24 protein-coding genes are annotated in these 22,928 nt (G+C 71.2%); 18 read left to right on the forward strand and 6 right to left on the reverse strand.

Translation table 11 applies throughout. From position 1 onward, the window contains the following. The first annotated feature begins 71 nt into the window (after window positions 1-71). The 7 genes from SM418_RS23855 to pip all read left to right on the forward strand — a co-directional run bounded on the left by SM418_RS23855 (window position 72) and on the right by pip (window position 6,507). Window positions 72-1,286: an acetoin utilization protein AcuC gene (locus tag SM418_RS23855; protein ID WP_371943371.1), complete on the forward strand. Its 1,215-nt coding sequence runs from the start codon at window positions 72-74 to the stop codon at window positions 1,284-1,286. A 26-nt stretch (window positions 1,287-1,312) separates the two neighbouring features. Next, window positions 1,313-2,158 (forward strand): phosphatase, encoded by an 846-nt coding sequence (locus SM418_RS23860; protein WP_371943372.1) that lies wholly within the window; start codon window positions 1,313-1,315, stop codon window positions 2,156-2,158. A 353-nt stretch (window positions 2,159-2,511) separates the two neighbouring features. After that, window positions 2,512-2,715, forward strand: coding sequence for a helix-turn-helix domain-containing protein (locus tag SM418_RS23865; RefSeq protein ID WP_021591693.1), 204 nt, complete (start codon window positions 2,512-2,514; stop codon window positions 2,713-2,715). Window positions 2,716-3,206: 491 nt separating this feature from the next. Further along, window positions 3,207-3,305, forward strand: coding sequence for a 30S ribosomal protein bS22 (locus tag SM418_RS23870; protein WP_018654693.1), 99 nt, complete (start codon window positions 3,207-3,209; stop codon window positions 3,303-3,305). Between the two features lie 47 nt (window positions 3,306-3,352). Beyond that, a complete protein-coding gene (locus tag SM418_RS23875) occupies window positions 3,353-4,348 on the forward strand; it encodes an NAD-dependent epimerase/dehydratase family protein (RefSeq protein ID WP_371943373.1) in 996 nt (331 codons plus the stop codon). Window positions 4,349-4,361: 13 nt separating this feature from the next. Further along, the gene (locus tag SM418_RS23880) at window positions 4,362-5,297 is read left to right on the forward strand and encodes a lysophospholipid acyltransferase family protein (RefSeq protein WP_371943374.1); all 936 of its coding nucleotides are present in this window, start codon (window positions 4,362-4,364) and stop codon (window positions 5,295-5,297) included. Window positions 5,298-5,550: 253 nt separating this feature from the next. Then, window positions 5,551-6,507, forward strand: a complete 957-nt coding sequence (gene pip, locus SM418_RS23885) for a prolyl aminopeptidase (protein ID WP_371943375.1) — start codon at window positions 5,551-5,553, stop codon at window positions 6,505-6,507. Between the two features lie 59 nt (window positions 6,508-6,566). Here pip and SM418_RS23890 read toward each other — a convergent pair whose 3' ends face one another. From SM418_RS23890 to SM418_RS23900, 3 genes are read right to left on the reverse strand one after another with little or no spacing between them, the layout of a single operon-like run. Further along, complete coding sequence (locus SM418_RS23890; protein ID WP_371943377.1) at window positions 6,567-6,689, reverse strand: hypothetical protein; 123 nt, start codon at window positions 6,687-6,689, stop codon at window positions 6,567-6,569. Beyond that, window positions 6,686-7,117: a hypothetical protein gene (locus SM418_RS23895; RefSeq protein ID WP_371943378.1), complete on the reverse strand. Its 432-nt coding sequence runs from the start codon at window positions 7,115-7,117 to the stop codon at window positions 6,686-6,688. The genes SM418_RS23890 and SM418_RS23895 overlap by 4 nt, the downstream gene beginning before the upstream one ends. Continuing rightward, window positions 7,096-7,512, reverse strand: a complete 417-nt coding sequence (locus tag SM418_RS23900) for an ATP-binding protein (protein WP_371943379.1) — start codon at window positions 7,510-7,512, stop codon at window positions 7,096-7,098. The genes SM418_RS23895 and SM418_RS23900 overlap by 22 nt, the downstream gene beginning before the upstream one ends. 246 nt (window positions 7,513-7,758) lie before the next feature. On the opposite strand from SM418_RS23900, the gene SM418_RS23905 reads away from it, so the two are divergent. From SM418_RS23905 to SM418_RS23935, 7 genes are all read left to right on the forward strand, one after another. Continuing rightward, window positions 7,759-8,574, forward strand: coding sequence for a helix-turn-helix domain-containing protein (locus SM418_RS23905; protein WP_371943380.1), 816 nt, complete (start codon window positions 7,759-7,761; stop codon window positions 8,572-8,574). Then, a complete protein-coding gene (locus SM418_RS23910) occupies window positions 8,571-8,750 on the forward strand; it encodes a DUF397 domain-containing protein (protein ID WP_371943381.1) in 180 nt (59 codons plus the stop codon). Before SM418_RS23905 ends, SM418_RS23910 begins: the two co-directional genes overlap by 4 nt. 9 nt (window positions 8,751-8,759) lie before the next feature. Continuing rightward, window positions 8,760-8,939: a DUF397 domain-containing protein gene (locus SM418_RS23915; RefSeq protein ID WP_371943382.1), complete on the forward strand. Its 180-nt coding sequence runs from the start codon at window positions 8,760-8,762 to the stop codon at window positions 8,937-8,939. 136 nt (window positions 8,940-9,075) lie between these two features. After that, a complete protein-coding gene (locus SM418_RS23920; protein ID WP_371943383.1) occupies window positions 9,076-10,749 on the forward strand; it encodes an Eco57I restriction-modification methylase domain-containing protein in 1,674 nt (557 codons plus the stop codon). A gap of 28 nt (window positions 10,750-10,777) precedes the next feature. Further along, entirely contained in the window at window positions 10,778-11,497 is a 720-nt protein-coding gene (locus SM418_RS23925; RefSeq protein WP_371943384.1) for a PaeR7I family type II restriction endonuclease, read from the forward strand. Between the two features lie 112 nt (window positions 11,498-11,609). Further along, window positions 11,610-12,569, forward strand: coding sequence for an ATP-binding cassette domain-containing protein (locus tag SM418_RS23930; RefSeq protein ID WP_371943385.1), 960 nt, complete (start codon window positions 11,610-11,612; stop codon window positions 12,567-12,569). Then, window positions 12,566-13,351, forward strand: a complete 786-nt coding sequence (locus SM418_RS23935; protein WP_371943387.1) for an ABC transporter permease — start codon at window positions 12,566-12,568, stop codon at window positions 13,349-13,351. Before SM418_RS23930 ends, SM418_RS23935 begins: the two co-directional genes overlap by 4 nt. On the opposite strand, the gene SM418_RS23940 is transcribed toward SM418_RS23935, so the two are convergent. From SM418_RS23940 to SM418_RS23950, 3 genes are all read right to left on the reverse strand, one after another. Next, window positions 13,329-16,478, reverse strand: a complete 3,150-nt coding sequence (locus SM418_RS23940) for an ATP-binding protein (RefSeq protein ID WP_371943388.1) — start codon at window positions 16,476-16,478, stop codon at window positions 13,329-13,331. The genes SM418_RS23935 and SM418_RS23940 overlap by 23 nt on opposite strands. Before the next feature lie 55 nt (window positions 16,479-16,533). After that, on the reverse strand, window positions 16,534-17,412 hold the full coding sequence (locus SM418_RS23945) for an HAD family hydrolase (RefSeq protein ID WP_371943389.1): 879 nt from the start codon (window positions 17,410-17,412) through the stop codon (window positions 16,534-16,536). 352 nt (window positions 17,413-17,764) lie between these two features. Further along, window positions 17,765-18,406 carry a sigma-70 family RNA polymerase sigma factor gene (locus SM418_RS23950; protein WP_371943390.1) on the reverse strand — a complete coding sequence of 214 codons (642 nt, stop codon included), beginning with the start codon at window positions 18,404-18,406 and terminating at the stop codon, window positions 17,765-17,767. A gap of 166 nt (window positions 18,407-18,572) precedes the next feature. On the opposite strand from SM418_RS23950, the gene SM418_RS23955 reads away from it, so the two are divergent. From SM418_RS23955 to SM418_RS23970, 4 genes are all read left to right on the forward strand, one after another. After that, window positions 18,573-20,003 (forward strand): antibiotic biosynthesis monooxygenase, encoded by a 1,431-nt coding sequence (locus SM418_RS23955; RefSeq protein ID WP_371943391.1) that lies wholly within the window; start codon window positions 18,573-18,575, stop codon window positions 20,001-20,003. A 1-nt stretch (window position 20,004) separates the two neighbouring features. Continuing rightward, window positions 20,005-20,256 (forward strand): glutaredoxin family protein, encoded by a 252-nt coding sequence (locus SM418_RS23960; RefSeq protein WP_371943392.1) that lies wholly within the window; start codon window positions 20,005-20,007, stop codon window positions 20,254-20,256. 293 nt (window positions 20,257-20,549) lie between these two features. Continuing rightward, window positions 20,550-21,290 (forward strand): redox-sensing transcriptional repressor Rex, encoded by a 741-nt coding sequence (locus tag SM418_RS23965; RefSeq protein ID WP_371943393.1) that lies wholly within the window; start codon window positions 20,550-20,552, stop codon window positions 21,288-21,290. Between the two features lie 82 nt (window positions 21,291-21,372). Further along, a complete protein-coding gene (locus SM418_RS23970) occupies window positions 21,373-22,908 on the forward strand; it encodes a glutamyl-tRNA reductase (RefSeq protein ID WP_371943394.1) in 1,536 nt (511 codons plus the stop codon). The last annotated feature ends 20 nt before the right edge of the window (window positions 22,909-22,928 follow it).

Genomic DNA, 22,928 nt, shown 5'->3' on the forward strand with positions numbered 1-22,928 from the left:
GTACCGGGCTCCGCCGGGGGTCCCGGAGGCATGTGAGCCAGGCCACGTGACCGGCGCGATACCGTGAGGCCATGAGCAGTCCCGATTCGTCCCGACCGTCCGATCCCGCGAACTGCGGGCTTGAGATCTTCTGGGACGAGCGGCTCATCTCCTACGACTTCGGTCCCGGGCACCCCATGAACCCCGTGCGCGTCGAGCTGACGATGGCGCTGGCCCGGGAGCTCGGCGTCCTGGACCGCCCCAACGTGCGGGTCTCGCCATTCGAGATCGCGGACGACAAGCTGCTCCGGCTCGTCCACGAGGAGTCCTACATCGCGGCGGTCAAGCACGTCGGCGCGACCGGACTGCCCGAGATCCGGTACGGCCTCGGCACCCCCGACAACCCGGCCTTCCTCGGCATGCACGAGGCGTCCGCCCTGGTCGCGGGCGCCTCGGTCGCCGCCGCCGAGGCCGTGTGGACCGGACGGGCCGAGCACGCCGCGAACGTCTCCGGCGGCCTGCACCACGCGCTGAGCGGCGCCGCCAGCGGGTTCTGCGTCTACAACGACCCGGCCATCGCTATCGCGTGGCTGCTGGAGAACGGCGCCGAGCGGGTCGCCTACGTCGACATCGACGTCCACCACGGCGACGGCGTCCAAGCCGCCTTCTACGACGATCCGCGCGTCCTGACGATCAGCCTGCACGAGACGCCGCGCACGCTGTTCCCCGGCACCGGGTTCCCGAACGAGACGGGCGCGGCGGGCACGTCGGTCAACATCTCGCTGCCGCCCGGCACCGGCGACCGGCCCTGGCTGCGCGCGTTCGACGCGATCATCCCGCCGCTGCTGCGCCGCTTCCGCCCCGAGGTGCTCGTCACCCAGCAGGGCGCCGACGGCCACGCGCTCGACCCGCTCGCGCACCTCACCCTCAGCGTGGACGGCCAGCGGACGGCGTACTCGCTGCTCCACCGGCTGGCGCACGAGACCGCGGGCGGGCGCTGGGTGCTCACCGGGGGCGGCGGCTACGAGCTGGTCCAGGTCGTGCCGCGCGCGTGGACGCACCTGCTGGCCGAGGCGGCGGGCGGCCCGATCCCGCCGGAGACGGCCACTCCGCAGGAGTGGCGCGACTTCGCCCGGGCGCGCACCGAGGAGATCGCTCCGCGCCGGATGACGGACGGGACGGACGTGGTGGAGGTCAGCAGGTGGGGGGACGGATACGACCCGTCGAGCCCCGTCGACCAGGCGGTGCTGGCGACGCGGCGGGCGGTGTTCCCCGAGCACGGCCTCGACCCGATGACGGACGAGTGAGGCCCGCACCCGTGAAACCCGCACGCGTGAAACCCGCACCGACCCGCGCCGAGCTGCGCGCCCACCTCGTCCGGACGATGATCGCCGGCGACGTGGCGACGCCGCGCCAGAACAACCTGCTGCACTACCGGCGGATGGCCGCCGGCAACCCGTACTACCAGTTCGGCCTGGAGCTGAAGCCGTCGTGGACGGAGCAGGCCGTCCTGGAGATGATGGTCGAGCGCTGCGGCGTCGACCCCGACCCCAGGCATCTGTACGGGGACGACACCATCGACCCGGACATCACGCTCGACACGCTCGAGGCGATGGGCGACCGCATCGGCCTCGCGGCCCGCCGCCGGGAGAACGTGGTCGTCGCGACCGGCCATCCGGCCACGCTGACGCCGCTGTACCAGGCGGTCGCGCGGGCGCTGGAGGAGGCGGGCTGCCGGGTGCTGGCGCCCGCGGCCGGGTGGACGTACGAGATCGAGACCGGGTACGGCGGCTCGGACCTGCGCCGCATCGTCTACGCCGAGCCCGGCGTCGCGATGCTGGAGGGCGACGACTACCGGACGCACCACACGCACGACCCGCACCCGATGGAGGCCATGCTGCGAGAGCTGGCTTCTAGCGCCTCAGAGCCTTCCTCGGAAGCTAAACCTGATATCTGGCCGGATCTGGCCATCGCCGACCATGGCTGGGCCGGAGCCGCCGGCCAGGCGGGCATCGACACCGTGGGGTTCGCGGACTGTAACGACCCGGCGCTGTTCGCCGGGGCCGCCGAAGGCAAGATCGACGTGGTCGTGCCGCTCGACGACGGCGTCTCCTCGCACCACTACGCGCCGCTGACCGCCTACATCCTTGATCGTGCCGGTCTGGCCCCGTCCGACTGATTCTCCTTACCTCCGGGGCAGGGGCGAACCGGTGCCGTCCGGGCGTGTCACGGCGTGTGACAGGGCGGCCGTAACGTGACTCATGGGCTTGCGCAGCGCCATCGGGAACTGCGGAACCGCAGGTCAATGCGGGGTTCTGGTTGACAACCGGTCGCTGCGGCACGGGTAGTGCCGTCGCGTCCACGCTGCGTGCGGAATCAGCACTGTCACCCTTGGGTCAGGTCGGGATACGGAAATGTGCGGAACTCCCCTCTTGCGACTGCCGGTACGGGATTTACGCTGGAGGAAGTACACGTGCGTGATCAAAGTCACCCGAAGGGTCGGTGCGCGGCACGTGTGGAAGAGGGCGTCCGATGACCTCAGGCGAGCGACCTCTGAGCGAGGTCAGGTTCCTGACCGTGGCCGAAGTGGCGGCGGTGATGCGGGTGTCCAAGATGACCGTCTACCGCCTCGTCCACTCGGGCGAGCTTCCCGCGATCCGCGTGGGCCGCTCGTTCCGGGTACCCGAGCAGGCCGTTCACGACTACCTGCGCGACGCGTACATCGAAGCCGGATAACGGGTAAGGGCGGGGAATGAGCCACGACCCCGCCGCATACTCCACACCCGGCCGTGCAGGGGGCATCGGGGCGATCCTCGCGGACCGTCCCGAAGCTGGGGAAGCAGGACGAGGACCGGCCGGCGGCCTCCCGGCCGCCGGAGCCGGCGCCCGGGCAACGGGGGCAGCACCCTCGCCGTCCGGGGTCCGGCGAGTCGGTCCGGACACCGAACGGGACGGGCAGCCGGCGGCGCCGCCGGCGGCGATGCCCGCCCCGCCGGAACGGTGCCCGGCGCCGCGCGACGCGCGGTGCCGGACGCCGCACCGCCCCTACCCGGGCGGCGCGTCGCGTGCGGCGCGGCGGCGCACTGCGCCCTGCCGCGAGGTGGGGTGCGGCGTGATCTCAGTCTGTTCGGCGGTAGTGTTGGGCGGACCGTGCGCGCTTCTCGTCGAGCTTTGCTCGCTTGCGGCACGTGCGTCTCCTGCACATCACCTACGCCGAGCGAGGTTCCGTGGGCTCTGTCATCAAGAAGCGTCGCAAGCGGATGGCCAAGAAGAAGCACCGCAAGCTGCTGAAGAAGACGCGTATCCAGCGCCGCAACAAGAAGTGATCACACCGGCGAGTCAGCCGTAAGGGGTGGGGCGCACAGTGTCCTCCATGCCCACCGCCGCGGCCCGTGTCGTCCTCGTCACGGGCGTATCCCGTTTCCTGGGGGCGCGGGTCGCGAACGCGCTGCAGGCGGATCCGGGCATCGAGCGGGTCATCGGGGTGGACACGGTGCCGCCTGACGAGTCCCTCGGCCGCACCGAGTTCGTCCGCGTGGACATCCGCACGCCCGGCATCGCGAAGATCATCGCGTCGGCGGGAGTGGACACGGTGGTGCACCTCAACCTGGTGACCTCCTCGTCGGCCTCGCGGGCCAAGGCGAAAGAGCTCAACGTCATCGGCACGATGCAGCTGCTCGCCGCCTGCCAGCGCTCGGCCGACATGCGCAAGCTCGTCGTCCGGTCCTCGGCCGCCGTGTACGGCTCCTCGCCGATGGACCCCGCGGTCTTCACCGAGCGGGACGAGCCCACCGAGGCGCCCAAGGGCGGCTACGCCAAGGACGCCGTCGAGGTGGAGGGCTACGTCCGCGGGCTGATGCGGCGCCGCTCGGACCTCACCGTGTCGGTGCTGCGGTTCGCGAACTTCGTCGGCCCCGGCGTCGACTCGCCGCTCACCCGGTACCTGCACCTGCCGGTCGTCCCCACCGTGCTCGGCTTCGACCCGCGGCTCCAGTTCGTCCACGAGGACGACGGCGTCGAGGTGCTGCGCCGCATGACCGTCGAGGACCACCCCGGCTGCTACAACGTCGCCGGGGACGGCGTGCTGCTGCTCTCCCAGGCCCTGCGGCGCGCCCGACGGCCGTACCTGCCCGTCCCCTCGCCGTCCATCTCGGTGCTCGGCGACGTGGGGCGCCGCTTCGGCGGCCTGCCCGGATTCTCGCCCGAGATGCTGCGCTGGCTGACGTACGGGCGGGTCATCGACACCACCGCCCTGGAGCGCGAGCTCACGTGGCATCCCAAATACAGCTCCGAGGCCGCATTCGCCGACTTCGCCGCAGCGCAGGGCCTCGGCCACAGCCGGCTGACGAGCCTGCTCGGACGCGCCTGAAAGGAGAGCCCGGATGACGAACGCCCGCCACCTGAACGACGACGACGAGGGCGCGCAGGTCATCCGGCTCGCCACCGGCCGCCAGGACCACGCCGAGGACGACTCCTTCGACGAGCGCGGGCCGCTGGAGCGCGGCATCGCGTCCGGGCTGGCGTTCCTGCGCCGCCGGCTGTCCGGCGAGTACGAGGTGGACGAGTTCGGCTTCGACCCCGAGTTCAACTCCACCGTCCTGCTGCCGTTCGCCCGCGCCCTGTACGAGCACTGGTTCCGCGTCGAGCTGTCCGGGCTGGAGAACGTCCCGAAGGGCGGCGCCCTGCTCGTCGCCAACCACTCGGGCACCGTCCCGCTCGACGCGCTGATGCTGTCGGTCGCGCTGCACGACAACGCCGACCGGTGCGTCCGCCTCCTCGGCGCCGACCTCGTCTACCAGATCCCGATATTCGGCCACCTCGCCCGCAAGGCCGGCCACACCCTCGCCTGCCAGGCCGACGCCTCCCGCCTGCTGTCCAAGGGCGAACTCGTCGGCGTCTTCCCGGAGGGCTTCAAGGGCGTCGGCAAGCCGTTCGCCGACCGCTACAAGCTGCAGCGTTTCGGACGCGGCGGCTTCGTCGGCACCGCGCTGCGCGCCGGGGTCCCCATCGTCCCCTGCGCCATCGTCGGCGCCGAGGAGATCTACCCCAAGATCGCCGACCTGCGGCCGCTGGCCCGCCTGCTCGGCCTCCCCTACTTCCCGATCACGCCGACGTTCCCGCTGCTCGGGCTAGGCGGCCTCGTCCCGCTGCCGTCCAAGTGGGTGATCCAGTTCGGCGAGCCCATGACGCTGGACGAGTACGACGCCGACGCGGCCGACGACCCCATGACGGTCTTCGAGCTCACCGACCACGTCCGCGAGAACATCCAGCACATGCTGTTCGAAGCGCTGCTCCGGCGCGGCCCGGCGTTCCTCTAGCAGCCCCGGGTGCGTCGACTTGCGGCATGTTGTTGCTATGCGCGCGTCGTAAGCAACAACATGCCGCAAGTCAACGAGGCAGCGACCCGGCGTCGCCCCGGTCGGGCGATGAGTCGCCCGTGCCCACGCGACCGATGCGGCGCACGGCCCCGTCCGGAACGAGCTCGGCGACCCGTCAGAGTTCTACGCCTGGACGATGATGATCGCTGACCGCCCCGACCAGCTACGGCGCCCCTGAAGACGGGAGGGACCGATGCACCCAGCGATCGAGCCGCACGAGACCGGGATGCTCGATGCCGGGGACGGCAACCTCGTGTACTGGGAGGTCTGCGGCGACCCCGACGGCAAGCCCGCGCTCGTCGTCCATGGCGGGCCGGGGTCAGGCTGCAGTACGGGTGTGCGGCGGTTGTTCGACCCCGACCGCTACCGGGTCGTACTGTTCGACCAGCGCGGGTGCGGGCGCAGTACCCCCCACGCGGGCGACCCGGCGACCGGCCTGCGGCACAACACCACCTGGCACCTGATCGCCGACATGGAACGCCTCCGCGAGCACCTCGGCATTGACCGCTGGCTGCTGTACGGCGGCTCGTGGGGTTCCACGCTCCTGCTGGCCTACGCCGAGCGATATCCCGAGCGCGTGTCGGAGATCGTCGCAGCCAGCGTCACCACCACGCGGCGGTCGGAGATCGACTGGCTCTACCGGGGTGTCGGACGCTTCTTCCCCGAGCAGTGGGAGCGGTTCGCCGCGAGTGCTCCCGGCGCCCGGACCGGCGGCGACATCGCCGCGGCCTACGCGCGCCTGATGGAGCACCCCGACGCCGCCGTGCGGGAGAAGGCCACGGCCGACTGGTGCACATGGGAGGACGCCGTCCTGTCCGGGGAGACGAAGGGCGCCGCGAATCCGTACAGTGATCGCCCTCCGGCCGCGCGGCTGGCCCTGGTCCGCATGTGCTCCCACTACTTCTCCCATGGCGCGTGGCTGGAGGAAGGCGCGCTGATCCGGGACGCGGGCAGGCTGGCGGGCATTCCGGGCGTCCTCGTCCACGGCAGGCTCGACATGGGCGGCCCCCTCGGCACGGCCTGGGATCTCAGCCGTGCCTGGCCCGGCTCGAAGCTGATCGTCGTGGACGACGCGGGTCACCTCGGCGGCACCGCGACGCGCCACCACATCACCACCGCTCTCGACGCCTTCGCCACGGGCACGGCATAGCCCCGCGGAGGCGATCGTCCATAGGCTGTGCGGCCGAAAAGGATTCCGCCTGGTCGGGCTCAGAACATCGCGCGGTGGCGGCCGACGTACCTCGGACGCCGCCGGTTCGCCACGAGGAGCGTCGCGGAACCCGCGAGTAGCGCCGCACTCACGGCGATGGCGGAGACAACGAAGACGGTCACAGCGCACCTCCCGCGAGGAAACGCCTTCTCGCCGCGTGGGCACAAGAGGCGATCACCAGGTGGCCGGAAAGAGGCGGTGTTTGAGGAGTCGGTCTATCTGAGCGGCGGCCGTCTCGGCGTCCCCGCAAAGGCACAGGTAGCCGTGCCGCCCCCCGCTGCGCGTCGTGGTAGGCCCAGGCGCGTCCGGGGACCGCGAGGACGCTGACCACGATTCCGACGTCCTTGGTCGCCCGCGCGTGGACCCACAGCAGCGGGACGGGGACGGGGAACTCCTCGCGCCGGTAGAACTTCACGAACCGCCAGCCCTGCGGAGCGAGCGCCGCCGCCAGTTCGTCCAGGTATCGCGTGGCCGTTTCATCGCCCCGACGGGTCCGCCACCGCAGCAGGTGGCGTTCCGCCCGGACGGCTAGAGCCCGCACTTCGCCCACGCGAGCTTCCCTCCCTCCAGCAGCGGGCGCGTCCCCCAGTCGTGGGCGAGACCGGCCACCAGGTGAAGCCCGCGCCCGCCGATCGCCCCGCAGTTCTGCGGCTGGACGACCGGCTGCCCGGCGCCGCCATCCCAGACCTCGATCGTGGGCAGGCCGTCGCGCTCGTCCTGGAACACCCGGAGGACGATCGGGCCTTCCCCGTGCAGCAGCGCGTTCGTGACCAGTTCGGAGGCGATTGTCCGCCCGGCAAGGTCGTCGGCTACACCCCATGCGGCGAAGCGCGCGGCGACGAACCGCCGCGCCTGGGCAGGCGCCTGCTCGGTCGGTGCGAGGACGAGCGTCGCCCCGCTCTCATCGCGCGATTCGGCGGCTTCCCTTGTGAATTGAGACATCATGACGAACCACTCCGTCCTGCCTGATTTGCCGGGCAGGTGCGATAACGAATTCCGCTTTGCCCGTTTCGGGGGGAACTGTCAAAACGTTCGCATCGAACATCCCGGCCTCTGTTTCCGTCATCTCCTGGCCGAGCATCGCGCAAAGTGTCATGCTGGGAAATGCGAAAGGAACGCCACAAGGCAAACTCGGACCATGGCCCCCGACCACTGGTCGTCGCTGGTCATGGCTGGTCATAGGGAGACGCAATGCCGCAGCCCCCGAAGCGCCTCACGCCGTCGAACAGTGCCCTCGACCTTTTCGGATCAGAAGTCCGCAGATACCGCGTCCTCGCGGACCACAGCATCAAGCAGCTCGCGGACAAGATCCCTTACAGCCCGTCGTTCATCGGTGCCGTCGAACGCGCCGAATCCCACTGCGAACGGAACTTCGCCGAACACTGCGACAACACCCTCGACACGAGGCAGGCCCTCGCCCACCTTCACGACGGCCTGTTCGGCGACAAGAAGGACGGCTTCCCCGAGTGGTTCCGCAAGTGGCCCGGAGTCGAGGAGGACGCCGGAACCCTCAAGGTCTACGAGCCCCAGGTCATCTACGGCCTCCTGCAGACCGAGGAGTATGCGAGCACACTTCTCTTCGGCGATCGAGAGGCGATCGAGGCTCGGATGGCGCGGCAGGCAATCCTCGCTCGGGAAGCTCCAGCCCCTCCACGTCTCGTGTATCTACTCCCCGAGGTGGCGCTGTGGTACGACGTAGGTGGTCGACAAGTGATGGAGGTTCAACTCCAGCGCCTCGTGGAAGCCGTTGGTCCCCGGCTCAGCGTCCAGGTCATCCCCAACGGCGCACCGCACCCTGGGAATCAGGGGACATTCACTCTTGCGACGATGCCAGACGGGGAGGAGATTGGTTATGTAGAGACTGCCGCACGTGGCATCATGATGGACAGGCGGAAGGACATCTCCAAACTTAAGGACAAGTTCGACGCAATGTGGACGCAGGCCCTCCCGGTCAACATGAGTGTCGACTTGATCAACAACACAATCGAAGAGAAGTGGAAGACATGAAGCGAGAGCTGAGCTGGCGCAAATCGAGCCACAGCGGTAGTGACGGTGGCCAGTGTGTCGAGTTGGCTGGAGCGAGGCACGGTGTGGCGATCCGTGACTCGAAGGACCCCCATGGCCCGACCCTGCTCGTCCGTCCAGCGGCATTGCGTGCGGCGATCAGGCTCGCGGAGGAGTGAGGAGGCGTGATGCGGGACGTGACTTGGCGCAAGTCAAGCCACAGCAGCAGTGATGGTGACCAGTGCGTCGAGCTGGCCAGTACGGAGAACGCGGTGGCCATTCGGGACTCGAAGAACCTTGAGGGGCCGATTCTCGTCGTTCCCCGTGCAGTGTTACGTGAGGCGATCCGGCTTGCGGGTGGGCAATGAGCCGCTTGAGTCTCGCTGCGGCGGCAGCCGGGCCGGACGCCGGTGTGAGCCCCGCTTCGAGCGCGCCGAACGCGGTGGGAGAAGCGTCCTGTGTGGCGGCGCTGTCATGTCACCTGGTGCATCTACGATGAAGGCCATGCTGACGGAGCCGGGTGGGAGCCTCACCGACACGCCCCCGAACGCAGGAACTGTCCCCGTTCAGTACGGGGAGGTCTTCACCCGGCGGTGGATCGTCGAGCTGATTCTCGATCTCTGCGGCTACTCCGTCGACACGGACCTGACAGCGAGAAGGCTCGTAGAGCCCGCCATCGGGTCCGGCGCCTTCCTCATGCCAGTCCTGGACCGGCTGCTTGAGGCCAAGGAGAAGCACTCGCCCGACAGGCCCTGGGACGAGTTGCTCCCGGCCATCCTCGCCATGGACGTTCAGCCCAGGCATGTGCGCACCTGCCGAAGGCTCGTCGCAGGACGGCTCACCAGGTCGGGCTGTCCGGCTGAAACGGCCAACCGGCTTGCTACCGCCTGGGTACGAGAAGGGGATTTCCTTCTCGACAGGGTCGCGGGTGGTGTGGATTATGTGGTCGGTAACCCGCCTTACATTCGCATCGAAGACGTGGCCCCCGGCCTGCTTGCCGCATACCGCCGAACCTGCCCCACGATGGGTGGTAGGGCCGATATATACATCGGCTTCTTCGAACGTGGCCTCGACCTGCTTGACGAGGGCGGCACCTTGGCATTCATCTGTGCCGATCGCTGGATGCGGAACCAGTACGGGCGGCGTCTGCGGGAGAAGATCGTCGAGGGCGGCTTCGCCGTCGACTCCTGCTTGGTGATGCACGACGTCGCCGCGTTCGAGAACGAGGTCTCCGCCTATCCGGCGATCACGGTTCTCAAACGTGCACCGCAAGGTGAGGTGGGCATCGGCGAAGCGGGCGAGTCCTTCGACTCCAAGGCCGCTGCGGACTTCGCGGCCTGGTCGAATCTTCGGGCGCGAGGCCCGCTCCACGGCGCAACGGTCAGTGGATCACGCCTGCCGCATTGGCACCGCACGGCCGACTCATGGCCGGATGGAACTCCCGAGGTCCTGGCGTGGCTTGAAGAGCTGCAAGATCGCCATCCCCCGCTCGAGGATCGCGGGGCCGGAACCAGGATAGGGATCGGCGTCGCGACCGGAGCCGACGCGGTATACATCACACGGGACGCCGAGGCGGCCGAGCCTGAACGCATGCTGCCGCTCGCGATGTCCGCCGACGTGAAGAGCGGCACTTACGCTTGGACGGGGCATTACCTGGTCAACCCTTGGGACGAGGACGGTCTCGTCGACCTGGACGAGTGGCCTCGCTTGTCCGAGTACCTCAGCCGGAACGCGACCGCAGTCCTGCGCCGTTCGATCTCAAAGCGGTCACCTGCGAGTTGGTTTCGCACGATCGACCGCGTCACTTCATCCCTGACTGAACAGCCGAAACTCCTTCTTGAGGATATGAAGCGACAGCCGAATCCGGTGCTTGAGCCGGGCGGCCATTACCCGCATCACAATCTCTATTACTTGGTGTCTCAGAAATGGGATCTGGAAGCCCTGGGCGGTCTCCTTCTCTCTGAGGTCGTCGAGCGTCAGATTTCGGCATACTGCGTGAAGATGCGCGGGAAGACCTTGCGTTTCCAGGCTCAGTATCTCCGGAGAGTCCATGCTCCCCGCCCGGAGCAGATATCTGCAAGCGTGGCGGAAGAGCTTGTCGTGGCCTTCAGAACACGTGACCGGGCCGCCGCCACAGCCGCAGCCCTGCGCGCATATGGGATGAACTCGCTTCCCTGATTTCTTTCTCCCTCCCCCGGAGCAGTCGATGGGTTTAACGGCCGAGCAAAGAGTTCAGAGCGCCCTCGAGCAGTGGGTTCGAGTGCGTCGCGAGCAACAAGAGAGATCGAGAACCGGAGGCAACGCGCAGGAGGGCAACCGATCAGCGGTCACCGGGGCCGGGCATCTCGCCGGGTTGAACACCCTGATCGTGGACGAGATACGGAGCACCGGCGCCTCCGACCTGGAGATCCGCACCAACCGCAAGGCCACCCTGCCGGGGTACTACCGACCATCCAAAGAATGGGACCTGCTCGTACTCCAGCAGGGCTGTCCCGTGCTCGTCGTGGAGTACAAATCAATGAAGGGAAGCGAGGGCAAGAACCTCAACAACCGTGCCGATGAGATTTTCGGGATGGCTGAGGACCTGCGACAGGCGGAACTCAACGGGAGACTCCCACGGAATCTGCGGCGGGCTTATGTGTTCGTCATGGGTCTCACCCCCGAAAGCCTCAACCCGGTCGAGGTCCAGACCGCCTTCGGGGGAGCCGACCCGATCTTCGATGGGCGCTCCTACTTCGAACGTGCCGTGATCATGTGTCAAAGGATGCGCGAGTCGGGGCTGTTCCACCTGGTCTGGGCCGTGGGAGTTCGCGAGGATCCCGTCAGCTGGTACGAGCCGAACCCTGATGTGGGCTGGCGGCGCTTCGCCGCTGATTTGCATGGGGCTTTCGGCGGCGGCGTTCCGGCGCCTCCGGAGGTTCCCTGACGCGTTGACGGGCGCCACTGCATGTCAGGGTCCGTCTCCCCTGGTCACCCCTGAAACCCGTTGAAACCGGGCTGAAAGTGCGGTGAAGGCGGGGGCGGCCACGGTGTGGCGCATGAACACAGCGGTTGGGCAGACGGCCATCTCGGTGGTCGGGCTGCGGAAGGCGTTCGGGGAGAAGGTCGTCCTCGACGGGGTCGATTTCGAGGTGCCGCGCGGGACGGTGTTCTCGCTGCTCGGGCCGAACGGCGCGGGGAAGACCACGGCCGTGCGGATACTGTCCACGCTGATCCGCGCGGACGGCGGCGAGGCGCGGGTCGCGGGGTGTGACCTGGCGCGGGACCCGGACGGGGTGCGCAAGTCGATCGGCGTCACCGGGCAGTCCGCAGCGGTCGACGGGCTGCTCACCGGGCGGGAGAACCTGATCCTGATGGCCGACCTGCATCGGCTGGGGAAGGTCGGAGGGCGCGCGGCGGCGGACGAGCTGCTGGAGCGGTTCGATCTGGCGGACGCGGCGAACAGGACGGCCGCCACCTACTCGGGCGGGATGCGGCGCAGGCTGGACATCGCGATGACGCTGATCGGCGGGCCGCAGATCATCTTCCTGGACGAGCCGACGACCGGCCTCGACCCGCGCAGCCGACGGACGACCTGGGAGATCATCCGCGATCTGGTCAAGGGTGGCGTGACGGTCTTCCTGACGACGCAGTACCTGGACGAGGCCGACCGGCTCGCCGACCGCATCGCGGTGCTGGACGGCGGCCGGATCGTCGCCGAGGGGACGTCGGAGGAGCTGAAGCGGCTGGTCCCCGGCGGGCATCTCCGGCTGCGGTTCGCCGATCATGCCGGGCTCGACGCGGCGGTGCGGGCGCTCGGCGCCGGGACGCGGGACGACGAGGCGCTCGCGCTGCAGGTGCCGAGCGACGGCGGCGTCCGGTCGCTGCGGGCGCTGCTCGGCCGGCTGGAGGACGCGGCGGTCGAGGTCGACGGGCTGTCCGTGCACACCCCCGACCTGGACGACGTGTTCCTCGCCCTCACCAAGCCCCTCGCCGGGGAGAAGGTGACCTCCATATGAGCACGCTCTCGCTCGCGGTGACCGACTCCGCGACGATGCTGCGCCGCAATCTGCGGCACGCGCTGCGCTATCCGTCCCTGACGGTCGCCGGGATGATGATGCCGATCCTGATCATGCTGCTCTTCGTCGGCGTGTTCGGGAACGCGCTCGGCGCGGGCGTCGGCGGGGCCGCCAAGGGCGACTACATCAACTACGTGGCGCCCGGGATCATCCTGATGGCGGTCGCGTCCGGATGCCTGCAGACGTCGGTCTCCGTCTGCGTCGACATGACCGAGGGCATCGTCGACCGGTTCCGGACGCTCGGGATAGCGCGGGCGTCCCTCCTCACCGGCCACGTGATCGGCAGCATGATCCAGACGCTGATCAGCACGGCCGCGGTCATCGGGGTGGCCATCGCGATGGGCTTCCGCACGAGCGGCGGCGTGCTCGACTGGCTCGCCGCGGCGGGCCTGCTCGTGGCGCTGACGTTCGCGCTGACCTGGGTGGGCGTCATGTTCGGCCTGATGGCGAAGAACCCCGAGGGGGCGAGCAACACGCCGCTGATCGTGCAGTTCCTGCCGTTCGTCGGCAGCGCGATCATTCCGCCGGAGTCGATGCCGGCCGGGGTGCGGTGGTTCGCCGAGTACCAGCCGTTCACGCCGATCATCGAGACGCTGCGCGGGCTGCTGATGGACGCGCCGAGCCGGGACGACGCGGTGGTCTCCGCGGTGTGGTGCGCCGGGCTCGCCGTGGCCGGCTACACGATCTCGAAGGCGCTGTTCAACCGGAAGGCGCCCCGGTAGCGAGCGCTCGCGCCGCGTCCCGCAGTCCCGGACGGTCCAGGCCGGCGTACTCCGCCACGGCGGCGCGGTACGCCGGCTCGTCGGCGTCCAGGGCGGCGCGGCGGGCCGCGGCGGGGGACATGGTCGGCTGGAAGGAGCGGCTGTACCGCAGCCGCTCCGCCAGCGCGATCCGCCGCGCGGCGCGGGGACGGTCGTCGTCGGCCATGGCCAGCGCCAGGAGCAGCGCGCCGCAGACGGGAAGCTCCATGAAGGACGACGGCATCGGGAGCGGCGGCTCGGCGAGCAGCGCGGACAGCTTGCCGGACAGCCCGGCGGCGACGTCCCGGACGAGGTCGAGCCGGCCGTGCCGGGCGTGGGCGACGACGGTGACGGAGTGGGTCTCCAGCGTCCAGGGGTCGAGTCCGGGCGCCGGGCCGGGGACCTCCTCGCCCGCGAGGTGCTCCACCGCTTCGCGCCAGAGCCGCAGGCCCGTCTCGGCGTCGCCGCGCCCGAAGGCGATCTCCGCGCGCACGCCGAGGCTGAACGTGCCCGCGCCGGGCGACTCCTGCGACCCGCCGGCGAGCGACTGGGCGAGCCGGTGCTCCGCCTCGTCGAACCGGCCGAGCTGGAGGTTGACCGCCGCGAGCGCCCACAGCAGCCCGAACATGTCGGGCCATCCGTACCGGTCGATGAGATCCAGCGAGACCAGCAGATGGTGCTCGGCCCGTTCCGGCTCGTCGACCTGCATCAGCAGCTCGCTGAGCCGGGAGTGCGCGATCAGCCGCAGCCACGGCAGCGGCGCGGCCTCCTCCTCCGTCACCGCCACCATCGACTCCGTGGCGGCCAGCGCGCCGGGCAGGTCGCCGCAGTACTCGCGGACGTACCCGGCGACGCAGTTCGCGAGGGCCGCGAGCGGCGGCCGGTCGCTCGCGCACATCCGGTCGAGGGCGGTGCGGTCCGGGCCGAGGATCTCCGGCGCCGAGGCCACCAGGACCGCCAGCGCCCGGGCGAGGCCGGTCGGCGGCGCGGGCGGGAGGCGGCGCAGCGCGACGAGCGTGCGGGTCACCCGCGGCCCCTTCAGCATCACCGAGGTCAGCGCGCTCAGCGCCAGCGCCGTCCGGGTGACCTCGACGTCCTCGGGGCCGGGCCGGAACCGGCTCAGCAGCCCGGCGGTCTCCTCCGCCAGGACGATCATCCGCGTGTAGGCGGACTCCATCGTCCAGAGGCCGGCGAGCACCGCCGACACGGCCGCGACGGCGGCGCCGTCCCGCCGGTCGAGGCCGTGCCGGAGCGCCTGCAGGAGGTTGTCCTGTTCGATCTGGACGCGTTGCAGCGGCGCGATGGGCTCGGCTCCGAACAGCGAGTCGTGGTGCGCGGCGCCGAACTCGCGGGCCCAGGCGAGGAGCCCGCCGACCGCGCGCTCGGTCTCCCCTTCGGCCTCGCGGTGGGACGCGCTGAACTCGCGGACGCTCTCCAGCATCCGGAACCGGGCGCCGAAGCGGTCCTCGGTCATGGTCAGCAGTGACTGGTCGACCAGGTCCTCCAGGGCGGCCGGCACGTCCCGGCCGTCCAGCGCATCGCCGCCGTCCAGCAGGTGGCGTGCCGCCCCCAGGGTGAAACCGCCGGAGAAGATCGACAGCGCCCGCATCGCCGTCCGTCCGGGCGGGGACAGCAGGTTCCAGCTCCAGTCGACGACGGCGTGCATGGTCCGGTGCCGGGACGGCGCGTCGCGCGCGTTGCCGCGCAGCAACGCGAACCGGTCGTCGAGGCCGCGCGCGATCTCCGGCGCCGACATGACCCGGACGCGCGCCGCCGCCAGCTCCACCGCGAGCGGGAGCCCGTCCAGATGCCGGCACAGCTCCTGGACAGTTTCCGGCGGAAGGTCGGCGCTGGGACGCGCGGCGAGCGCGCGCTGCCGGAACAGTTCGGCGGCCGTCGGGAGGTCGAGCGCGGGCAGCGGGTACACCGCCTCCGACGACAGGCCGAGCGGTGCGCGGCTCGTGGCCAGCACCCGCAGGTCACGGGTCATCGACACCAGGGCGCCGACGAGGCCCGCGACGCCTTCGACGACGTGCTCGCAGTTGTCCAGGACGAGCAGGACGGGTCCGGGCCCGAGCGCGTCCACGATCCTGGTGAGCGGGTCGCCGGGCCGGGCCGGCCCGCGCATGCCCTCGCCCACCCCGAGGACGGACGCGACCTCGCCCGCCACGTCCCCGTCGCGCGCGACACCGGCCAGCGCGACGAAGTGCGCCGCGCGCTGCGGGGCCTCGCGCGCCACCGCGTGCGCCAGCCGCGTCTTGCCGAGCCCGCCCGCGCCCACGATCGAGGTGACGCGGGACGAGCCCAGCAGGTCCAGGACGGCGGTGAGGTCGCCGGCGCGGCCGAGCAGCGGGTTCGGCTCGTGCGCGACGCCGCTCCGGACGGCGGGCGCGTCGTCGCGCAGCAGCTCCTGCTGGACGCCTTGCAGGAGCGGGCCCGGGTCGGTGCCGAGCGCGTCGCGGAGCGAGCGCCGGTAGGTCTCGTACCGGGCGAGCGCGGCGGACGGCCCGGCCGTCGACGCCTCGCACCGCAGGAGTTCGGCCAGGACCTCCTCGTCCCGCGGACGTTCGCGGGCCACGGCGGTGAGCGCGTCGAACCCGTCCGCGTGCCGGCCGAGCCGCGCCAGGGCCAGCGCGCGGGCGCGGAGCAGCGCCGAGTACGTCGCGGCCCTCTCGGCGCGCAGCAGGGAGACCGGATCGTCCCCGCCGGTCGGCTCCGGCGGGCCGTCCCAGAGCGCGAGGCCCTCGTCCGCGCGGTCGAGCGCCCCAGCGTGGTCGCCGTCGCGGGAGCGGCGTGCGCTCGCGGACGCGGCGAGCAGCACGGCGGTCGCGTCGACCTTGGCCTCGTCCAGGCCCAGCCGGTACCCGGTCGGGGTGCTCTCGATGACGTCCGCGCCGAGCTGCGACCTGGCGCGGGACACGAGCACCTGGAGCGCCTTGACCGGGTTCTCGGGACGCTCGTCCGGCCACAGCCCCTCGACCAGCCAGAGCACCGGCACGCCCGCCCGCGGCTCGTCCGCGAGCAGCGCGAGAAGGCCGCGCAGGCGCGGGCTCGTGACGTCCCGCCCGCGGCAGGCGACCCGGGTCAGCAGCGTCAGTTCGGCGGTCACGACGCCAGGGTAGGACGTGGGCGACAAACGCGATAGGTCGCGACTGTCGACGTGATCAGCTCGTGCGGTAGTGGCGGCGCAGCGCGATGCCGGCCGCGACGCCGCCCGCGAGGGCGCCGGCGCCCGCCGCGGCGGGCAGCGCGACCATCGTGACCTTGCGGCCGGTGCGGAAGTCGTGGATCGGCCAGCCGTGGTCGCGGGCGTGCGCGCGCAGCCCGGCGTCGGGGTTGACGGCGTGCGGGTGGCCGACGGCGGTCAGCATCGGCAGGTCGTTGACCGAGTCGCTGTAGGCGGAGCAGCGCGCGAGGTCGAGGCCCTCCCGGTGGGCGAGCGCGCGGACGGCCTCCGCCTTCGCCGGGCCGTGCAGCAGGTTCCCGACGAGCCGCCCGGTGTAGACGCCCTCGCGGGTCTCGGCGACGGTGCCGAGCGCGCCGGTGAGGCCGAGCCGGTGCGAGATCGTCCGGGCGACCTCGACGGGCGTGGCGGTGACGAGCCACACCTGCTGGCCGGCGTCGAGGTGCTGGAGGGCGAGGGTGCGGGTGCCGTGCCAGATACGGTCGGCCATCACCTCGTCGTAGATCTCCTCGCTGAGCTTGACGATCGCGGCGACCTGCTGCCCGGCGACGAAGGCGAGCGCGGCCTCCTTGGCGCTGCCGATGTGCTCGGAGTTCTCGGTGCCGCGCATCCGGAAGACGGCCTGGCCCCACGCGAACATCGCGAGGTCGCGCATGGTGAACAGCTTGCGGGCGGCGAGGCCGCGCGCGAAGTAGTAGATGGACGCGCCGCGCATCATCGTGTTGTCGACGTCGAAGAACGCCGCCGCGGTGGGGTCGGGCGTGGGGACCGGGCCCGGCGGGGCCACGACGGTCGCGGCCGCGGCGGCGGCCTCCCCGGCCTTCTTGTGGTCCACGTCGCGCTGCCAGAATCGCCGCATGAGGCGAAGCCTAGTCAACCGCCTCCCGATGGCCACCGTCACGGCGGTGGTTGCGGCAGTCTTCACTCGCGTCGTTCGCGGCCGCCATCAGCCGTTCACGCAGTGTCTCGCGGAACCGCGGATCCGGTCCCGTGGCGTTCGCCCGAAGCCGGGCCAGCGCGTCCCCCCGCTCGACGGTCCTCTCTCGCCTGGTCTTCACAGCCCGGTTCTCATCGGCCGCTCCCTCGCGGAAATCCGGGCGCGCAAAGCGCCTCTGCCCGCAAAACGATCGGGCGGCGCGGCGGGTTACGGCCAGGAGATTAATTGATAAACAGTCCAATAATGCCGTCCGAAGACCGGGTGCGGCGGCGCGTCACCGGCGCAGGTCGTCCGGGAGCATACGGCCGAGCGACCGGACGGCGCGGTACTGCAGCGCCTTGATCGCCCCCGGCTTCTTGTCCATGACCAGCGCGGTCTCGGCGACCGACAGCCCGTGCAGGAACCGCAGGACGACGCACTCCTGCTGCTCGGACCCGAGCCGCCGGACGGCCAGCAGCAGCGTCCGGTTGGTCAGCGCGTCCAGGACGGCCCGCTCCGGCCCCTCGTGGTGGTCGCCCGGCTCGATCAGCTCGCCGGTGCAGATCTCCAGCCGGTAGCGGCCGGACTTGAAATGGTCGGCGACCAGGTTCCGGGCGATCGTCACCAGCCAGGCGCCGAAGTCCTTGCCCTGCCAGTGGAAGTCGCAGATCCGGCGGAGGGCGCGCAGGAACGTCTCGCTCGTCAGGTCCTCGGTGAGGGAATGCGTCCCGACCCGGTAGTAGATGTACCGGTAGACGAGTTCGACGTAGTGGTCGTAGAGCGAACCGAACGCGTCGGCGTCGCCGTCCCGCGCGCGCAGCACCAGCGCCTTCAGGAGCTCCGCCCGGTCGGCCCCCGGCTCGGCGGGACGGGCGGGGCGCTTCAGGGAAGGCCGAGGAAGCGGGATGACCCCGGCGTCGAGGGACAAGCTGCTCATGCAGTTCTCCTCGGGGCGTACGCGACCTCCGGCGTGATCTGCCACTCTAGATACCGGAAGGTACGGGAAGCAATGGCCTGTTACATGGCGCTTTCCGTGGCACGGTCACCGGTTTTGCACGGTGCGGTTACCCGTCCGCCCGCGGCATCGGGCACCATTAGGCGCGATGGTCGATGCTCTTCTCGCGCTCCTGGCGACCCTCGGTGCCCTGGCGGCCACGGGGTTGCTGGTTCAGCGCGCCCACAAGGACCGGCTGCTCTACCTCATCGCCTGGTCGTTCACCCAGGTCGGGCTGACGCTCGCCCTGCTGTGCATGGCCTTCGGCTTCATGATGGGGTTCAACGGCCCGCTGTTCCGCGTCATGGAGCTCGGCGCCGCGCTGATCGGGCCGGTCTGGCTCGCGCTCGGCATGATCGAGCTGATCGCGCGGTACGTGCAGGTGCGGTTCGCCGCCTGGCTGTTCGCGATCTCCTACACGGTCGTCGCGATCGTCATCCTCGTCCTGGACCCGCTCAAGGGCTCGCTCTCCAAGAGCCTGCCGAAGCCGGGCTCCACCTACGGCGCGCTGCCGCTGCTGCTGGTCGACGGCGCGCACGTCGTCGCGGTGATCGCCCTGGCCGCGTGCACCGGCGTCACGGCGTGGCTGGCCAGCAAGCAGGACCAGGAGGCCGGCGAGCTGCTGATCCCGATGGCGCTGATCGCGCTCGCGGGCGTCCTCGTGGTCAGCGGCACCCGCGGGTTCCTGCCCGCGCCGCTCGCGGTGATCGCGCTCGGCGCCGCCGCCGGCCTGGTCTGGTACGGCGGGATGCGCACCGTCCCCGTGTACGACGAGGAAGAAGAGGGGTACGACGGCCGCGGCGAGTACGGGGACGAGCCCGCGAGCGGCTACGAGGGACAGGCGTACGCGGCGAAGGCCGAGCAGCCCGTCCCGGCGCCGACCCCCTCGCCGGAGTCGAGGGCGCCCGAGCCGAGGCGCGGCGAGCTGCGGTTCCCCGAGCCGGCCGCCGAGGAGCTGCGCTTCCCGTCCGGCAATCCCGCCGGGCCCACCGCCGTCGACGGCCTCGGCGGCCCCCCCGGGCTTCCCGCCCCCGCCGGGCTCCCCACGCCTGCCGGACTTCCCGGCCCCGCCGGGCTTCCCGCCCCTGCCGGGCTTCCCACGCCTGCCGGGCTTCCCACGCCTGCCGGGCTTCCCACGCCTGCCGGGCTCCCCACGCCTGCCGGGCTTCCCGGCCCCGCCGGGGTGGCGCCGAAGGGCGCCGAGCTGGCGAACGCGTGCGGCCAGATCACCGTCTACACGCTGCTGGACGGACGCGAGGACGCCTTCGACCGGCTCGCCGCCGACCTCGTGAAGGCCGCGCTGGCGACCGAGCCCGACACGGTGATCTTCGCCTGCCACGAGGTGGTCGGCGGCCCCACGCAGCGGATCTTCTACCAGCTCTTCCGGGACGAGGCGGCGTTCGCCGCGCACCGCGGGCAGGCGCACCTGCGGCGGTTCCTGGCCGAGTCCCGCACCCACGTGCTGGCCACGAACGTGATCGAGCTGAAGCTCGGCCCCGCCAAGGTGCCGCTGCCGGCGCCGGAGATCCCCGGGAGGTGACATGCCGGACGAGATCGTGATCACGTTGCTCGGCAAGCCCGGCTGTCACCTGTGCGACGACGCCCGCGCGGTGATCGAGCGCGTCGCCCGCGACCTCGGCGTGGCGTGGGAGGAGCGCGACATCACGCAGTCGGAGGACGACCACGAGCGGTACTGGGAGCAGATCCCGGTCACGCTGGTCAACGGCGTCCAGCACGACTTCTGGCGCGTCGACGAGGGCCGCCTCCGCGCCGCCGTCACCGGACTGCGCTGATCCGCCTTCGATCGTGCCGATCCGCCCTTTCGGGGTGTCTGGTCGGTCACATCCGAACGAGATTCGGGTAACGTGGCCGTAACCTGTAAGTCCTTGATGGACGGCCTTTTCGCGGTGCCGTCCGGCCCACCCGACCGGAGGGTGACTTTGTGCGCGTGTTCACAAAGGCTTACCCTGGTGGCCAGCCCTGGGGCGGTCAGGCCGCGGTTGTCAGGCCGCTACCGAGCCGCGCGAGCCGGGGCGAGGGGTTCACCGAGCGCCCCGTCCCCAGCGTCGAGCCCGAAGAGCAGGCCGTGACACCTCGACAGAACCGGCACCGCGACCGCGGCGGCCGTGGCATCCCCGAAGCCACCGTGGCGCGGCTCCCGGTCTACCTGCGGGCCCTCACCGGGTTGCAGGAGCGCGGCGTCGCGACCGTCTCGTCCGAGGAGCTGGCGGCGGCGGCCGGCGTGAACTCGGCCAAACTCCGCAAGGACCTGTCCCACCTCGGCTCCTACGGGACGCGCGGGGTGGGCTACGAGGTCGAGTACCTCGTCTACCAGATCTCCCGCGAGCTGGGCCTCACCCAGGACTGGGTGGTCGCCATCATCGGGGTCGGTAACCTGGGCCGCGCGCTGGCCGGCTACGGCGGTTTCGCGTCCCGCGGCTTCCGCGTGGCGGGCCTGCTCGACGCGGACGAGTCCATCGTCGGCCAGGAGATCTCCGGCATGACGGTGCGGCACATCGACCGGCTGGAGGAGATCATCGCGGGCCACGGCGTGTCCATCGCCGTGATCGCGACCCCCGCGGCCGCCGCCCAGGGGGTGTGCGATCGCGTGGTCGCCGCGGGCGTGACCAGCGTCCTGAACTTCGCTCCCGTCGTCCTGTCGGTGCCGGACGGCGTCGACGTGCGCAAGGTCGACCTGTCCATCGAGCTGCAGATCCTCGCGTTCCACGAGCAGCGCAAGGCCGGCGGCCCGGACGGTCTCGAACCGCTCGCCACCGGCGACGCGCCCCCCGGCGCGGCGCAGTACGTAGAGACGGTGGAAGCATGAGGACGGCGAACCGGGGGCCGGCGGGGGGCCGCCCCCCGCGGGCGGCAGGCATGAGTCGGACGATCGCGAGCGAGGGTGCGGCATGAGCATTCTGGTGGTGGGCCTGAGTCACCGCAGCGCGCCCGTGGCGGTGCTGGAGCGGGCGGCGGTGGCCGGGGACGACCTGGTCAAGCTGCTGCACGCGGTGCACGAGTCCGCGAACATCGCCGAGTCCGCGATCGTCTCGACGTGCAACCGGGTCGAGATCTACGCGGTGGTCGACAAGTTCCACGGCGGCGTCTCGGCGATCTCCGAGCTGCTGGCGCTGCACTCCGGCGTCCCGATGGACGACCTGTCGCGGCACCTGTACGTCCACTACGAGGAGCGGGCCGTCCAGCACGCGTTCGCGGTGGCGTGCGGGCTGGAGTCGATGGTCGTCGGCGAGGGGCAGATCCTCGGCCAGATCCGGCAGGCGTTCAGGCTCGCGAAGGACGAGGGCACCCTCGGCCGCGACCTGCACGACGTCCTGCAGCAGTCGCTGCGGGTGGGCAAGCGCGCGCACCACGAGACCGGCATCGACAAGGCCGGCGCGTCGCTGGTGAGCGTCGGGCTGGACGTCGCCGCCCGGCATCTCGGGCCGCTGGAGGGCCTGCGGACGCTGGTGGTCGGCGCCGGTTCGATGAGCTCGCTGGCCGCGGCCACGCTGAGCCGCGCGGGAGCGGGCGAGGTCGTGGTCGCCAACCGCACGCACGCGCGCGCCGTCCGCCTCGCGGAGTCGCTGGACGTCCCGTCCCGCGCGGTCGAGTTCGCGGGCCTGGACGCGGCGATCGCCGACGCCGACCTTGTGGTGTCGTGCACCGGCGCCACCGGCCTCGTGCTGACGGCCGAGCGGCTGGAGGCGCGCGGCGTCGGCGACGACGGGCGGCGCCGGTTCTTCCTCGACCTCGCGCTTCCGCACGACATCGACCGGTCCGTCCGGGAGTTGCCGGGCGTCGGGCTCGCCGGCCTGGACGATCTGCGGACCGCGCAGGAGGCCGTGCATGCGGTCGGCCCGGCGGCCGTCGAGGCGGTCCGGCGGATCGTGTGCGAGGAGGTCGAGGCGTTCCTCAGCGCGGCCCGCGCCGCCGCCGTGGCGCCGACCGTCGTCGCGCTGCGCAGCAAGGCCGCCGAGGTGGTGAACGCGGAGCTGGCCCGGCTGTCCGGCCGGGTGCCCGAGATGGACGACCGGGACCGCAGGGAGATCGAGCAGACCGTGCGCCGCGTGGTGGACAAGCTGCTCCACGCGCCGACCGTCCGGGTGAAGGAGCTGGCGGCGGCGCCGGGCGGCGACTCCTACGCCGACGCGCTGCGCGAGCTGTTCGACCTGGATCCGAAGGCCCCCGAGGCGGTGGCTCGCGCCGACCTGCGCGAGGACGAGCCGGTCGCGCGGACCGCGCCCGACTGCGCCGAGGCCGACTGCGTCAGCCCGGCGCCCGCGAGCGGAGCCGCCCCGGCGAGCGGCGTATCGGCCACGACGGCGCAGGCCGGCGCGGCGCCGCCGGACGGTGTGAACGTGGAGACGGTGAACGCCCAGGCCGCGAGCGTCCGGGCGGTCAGTGCCCGGGACGCGGTCCCGGGGCGCGAAGGAGACGAGACGTGAGTACTGGCAGGGGCCCGCTG

It is taken from the genome of Actinomadura chokoriensis, assembly GCF_041463665.1.
GTDB lineage: Bacteria > Actinomycetota > Actinomycetes > Streptosporangiales > Streptosporangiaceae > Spirillospora > Spirillospora chokoriensis_A.

Excerpts from the sequence above, each read along its gene's own strand:
- SM418_RS23855 (WP_371943371.1), top strand. The coding sequence starts at position 72 with ATGAGCAGTCCCGATTCGTCCCGACCGTCCGATCCCGCGAACTGCGGG.
- SM418_RS23865 (WP_021591693.1), top strand. The coding sequence starts at position 2,512 with ATGACCTCAGGCGAGCGACCTCTGAGCGAGGTCAGGTTCCTGACCGTG.
- SM418_RS23875 (WP_371943373.1), top strand. The coding sequence starts at position 3,353 with ATGCCCACCGCCGCGGCCCGTGTCGTCCTCGTCACGGGCGTATCCCGT.
- SM418_RS23880 (WP_371943374.1), top strand. The coding sequence starts at position 4,362 with ATGACGAACGCCCGCCACCTGAACGACGACGACGAGGGCGCGCAGGTC.
- pip (WP_371943375.1), top strand. The coding sequence starts at position 5,551 with ATGCACCCAGCGATCGAGCCGCACGAGACCGGGATGCTCGATGCCGGG.
- SM418_RS23900 (WP_371943379.1), bottom strand. The coding sequence starts at position 7,512 with ATGATGTCTCAATTCACAAGGGAAGCCGCCGAATCGCGCGATGAGAGC.
- SM418_RS23905 (WP_371943380.1), top strand. The coding sequence starts at position 7,759 with ATGCCGCAGCCCCCGAAGCGCCTCACGCCGTCGAACAGTGCCCTCGAC.
- SM418_RS23910 (WP_371943381.1), top strand. The coding sequence starts at position 8,571 with ATGAAGCGAGAGCTGAGCTGGCGCAAATCGAGCCACAGCGGTAGTGAC.
- SM418_RS23915 (WP_371943382.1), top strand. The coding sequence starts at position 8,760 with ATGCGGGACGTGACTTGGCGCAAGTCAAGCCACAGCAGCAGTGATGGT.
- SM418_RS23920 (WP_371943383.1), top strand. The coding sequence starts at position 9,076 with ATGCTGACGGAGCCGGGTGGGAGCCTCACCGACACGCCCCCGAACGCA.
- SM418_RS23925 (WP_371943384.1), top strand. The coding sequence starts at position 10,778 with ATGGGTTTAACGGCCGAGCAAAGAGTTCAGAGCGCCCTCGAGCAGTGG.
- SM418_RS23930 (WP_371943385.1), top strand. The coding sequence starts at position 11,610 with ATGAACACAGCGGTTGGGCAGACGGCCATCTCGGTGGTCGGGCTGCGG.
- SM418_RS23935 (WP_371943387.1), top strand. The coding sequence starts at position 12,566 with ATGAGCACGCTCTCGCTCGCGGTGACCGACTCCGCGACGATGCTGCGC.
- SM418_RS23945 (WP_371943389.1), bottom strand. The coding sequence starts at position 17,412 with ATGCGGCGATTCTGGCAGCGCGACGTGGACCACAAGAAGGCCGGGGAG.
- SM418_RS23950 (WP_371943390.1), bottom strand. The coding sequence starts at position 18,406 with ATGAGCAGCTTGTCCCTCGACGCCGGGGTCATCCCGCTTCCTCGGCCT.
- SM418_RS23955 (WP_371943391.1), top strand. The coding sequence starts at position 18,573 with ATGGTCGATGCTCTTCTCGCGCTCCTGGCGACCCTCGGTGCCCTGGCG.
- SM418_RS23960 (WP_371943392.1), top strand. The coding sequence starts at position 20,005 with ATGCCGGACGAGATCGTGATCACGTTGCTCGGCAAGCCCGGCTGTCAC.
- SM418_RS23970 (WP_371943394.1), top strand. The coding sequence starts at position 21,373 with ATGAGCATTCTGGTGGTGGGCCTGAGTCACCGCAGCGCGCCCGTGGCG.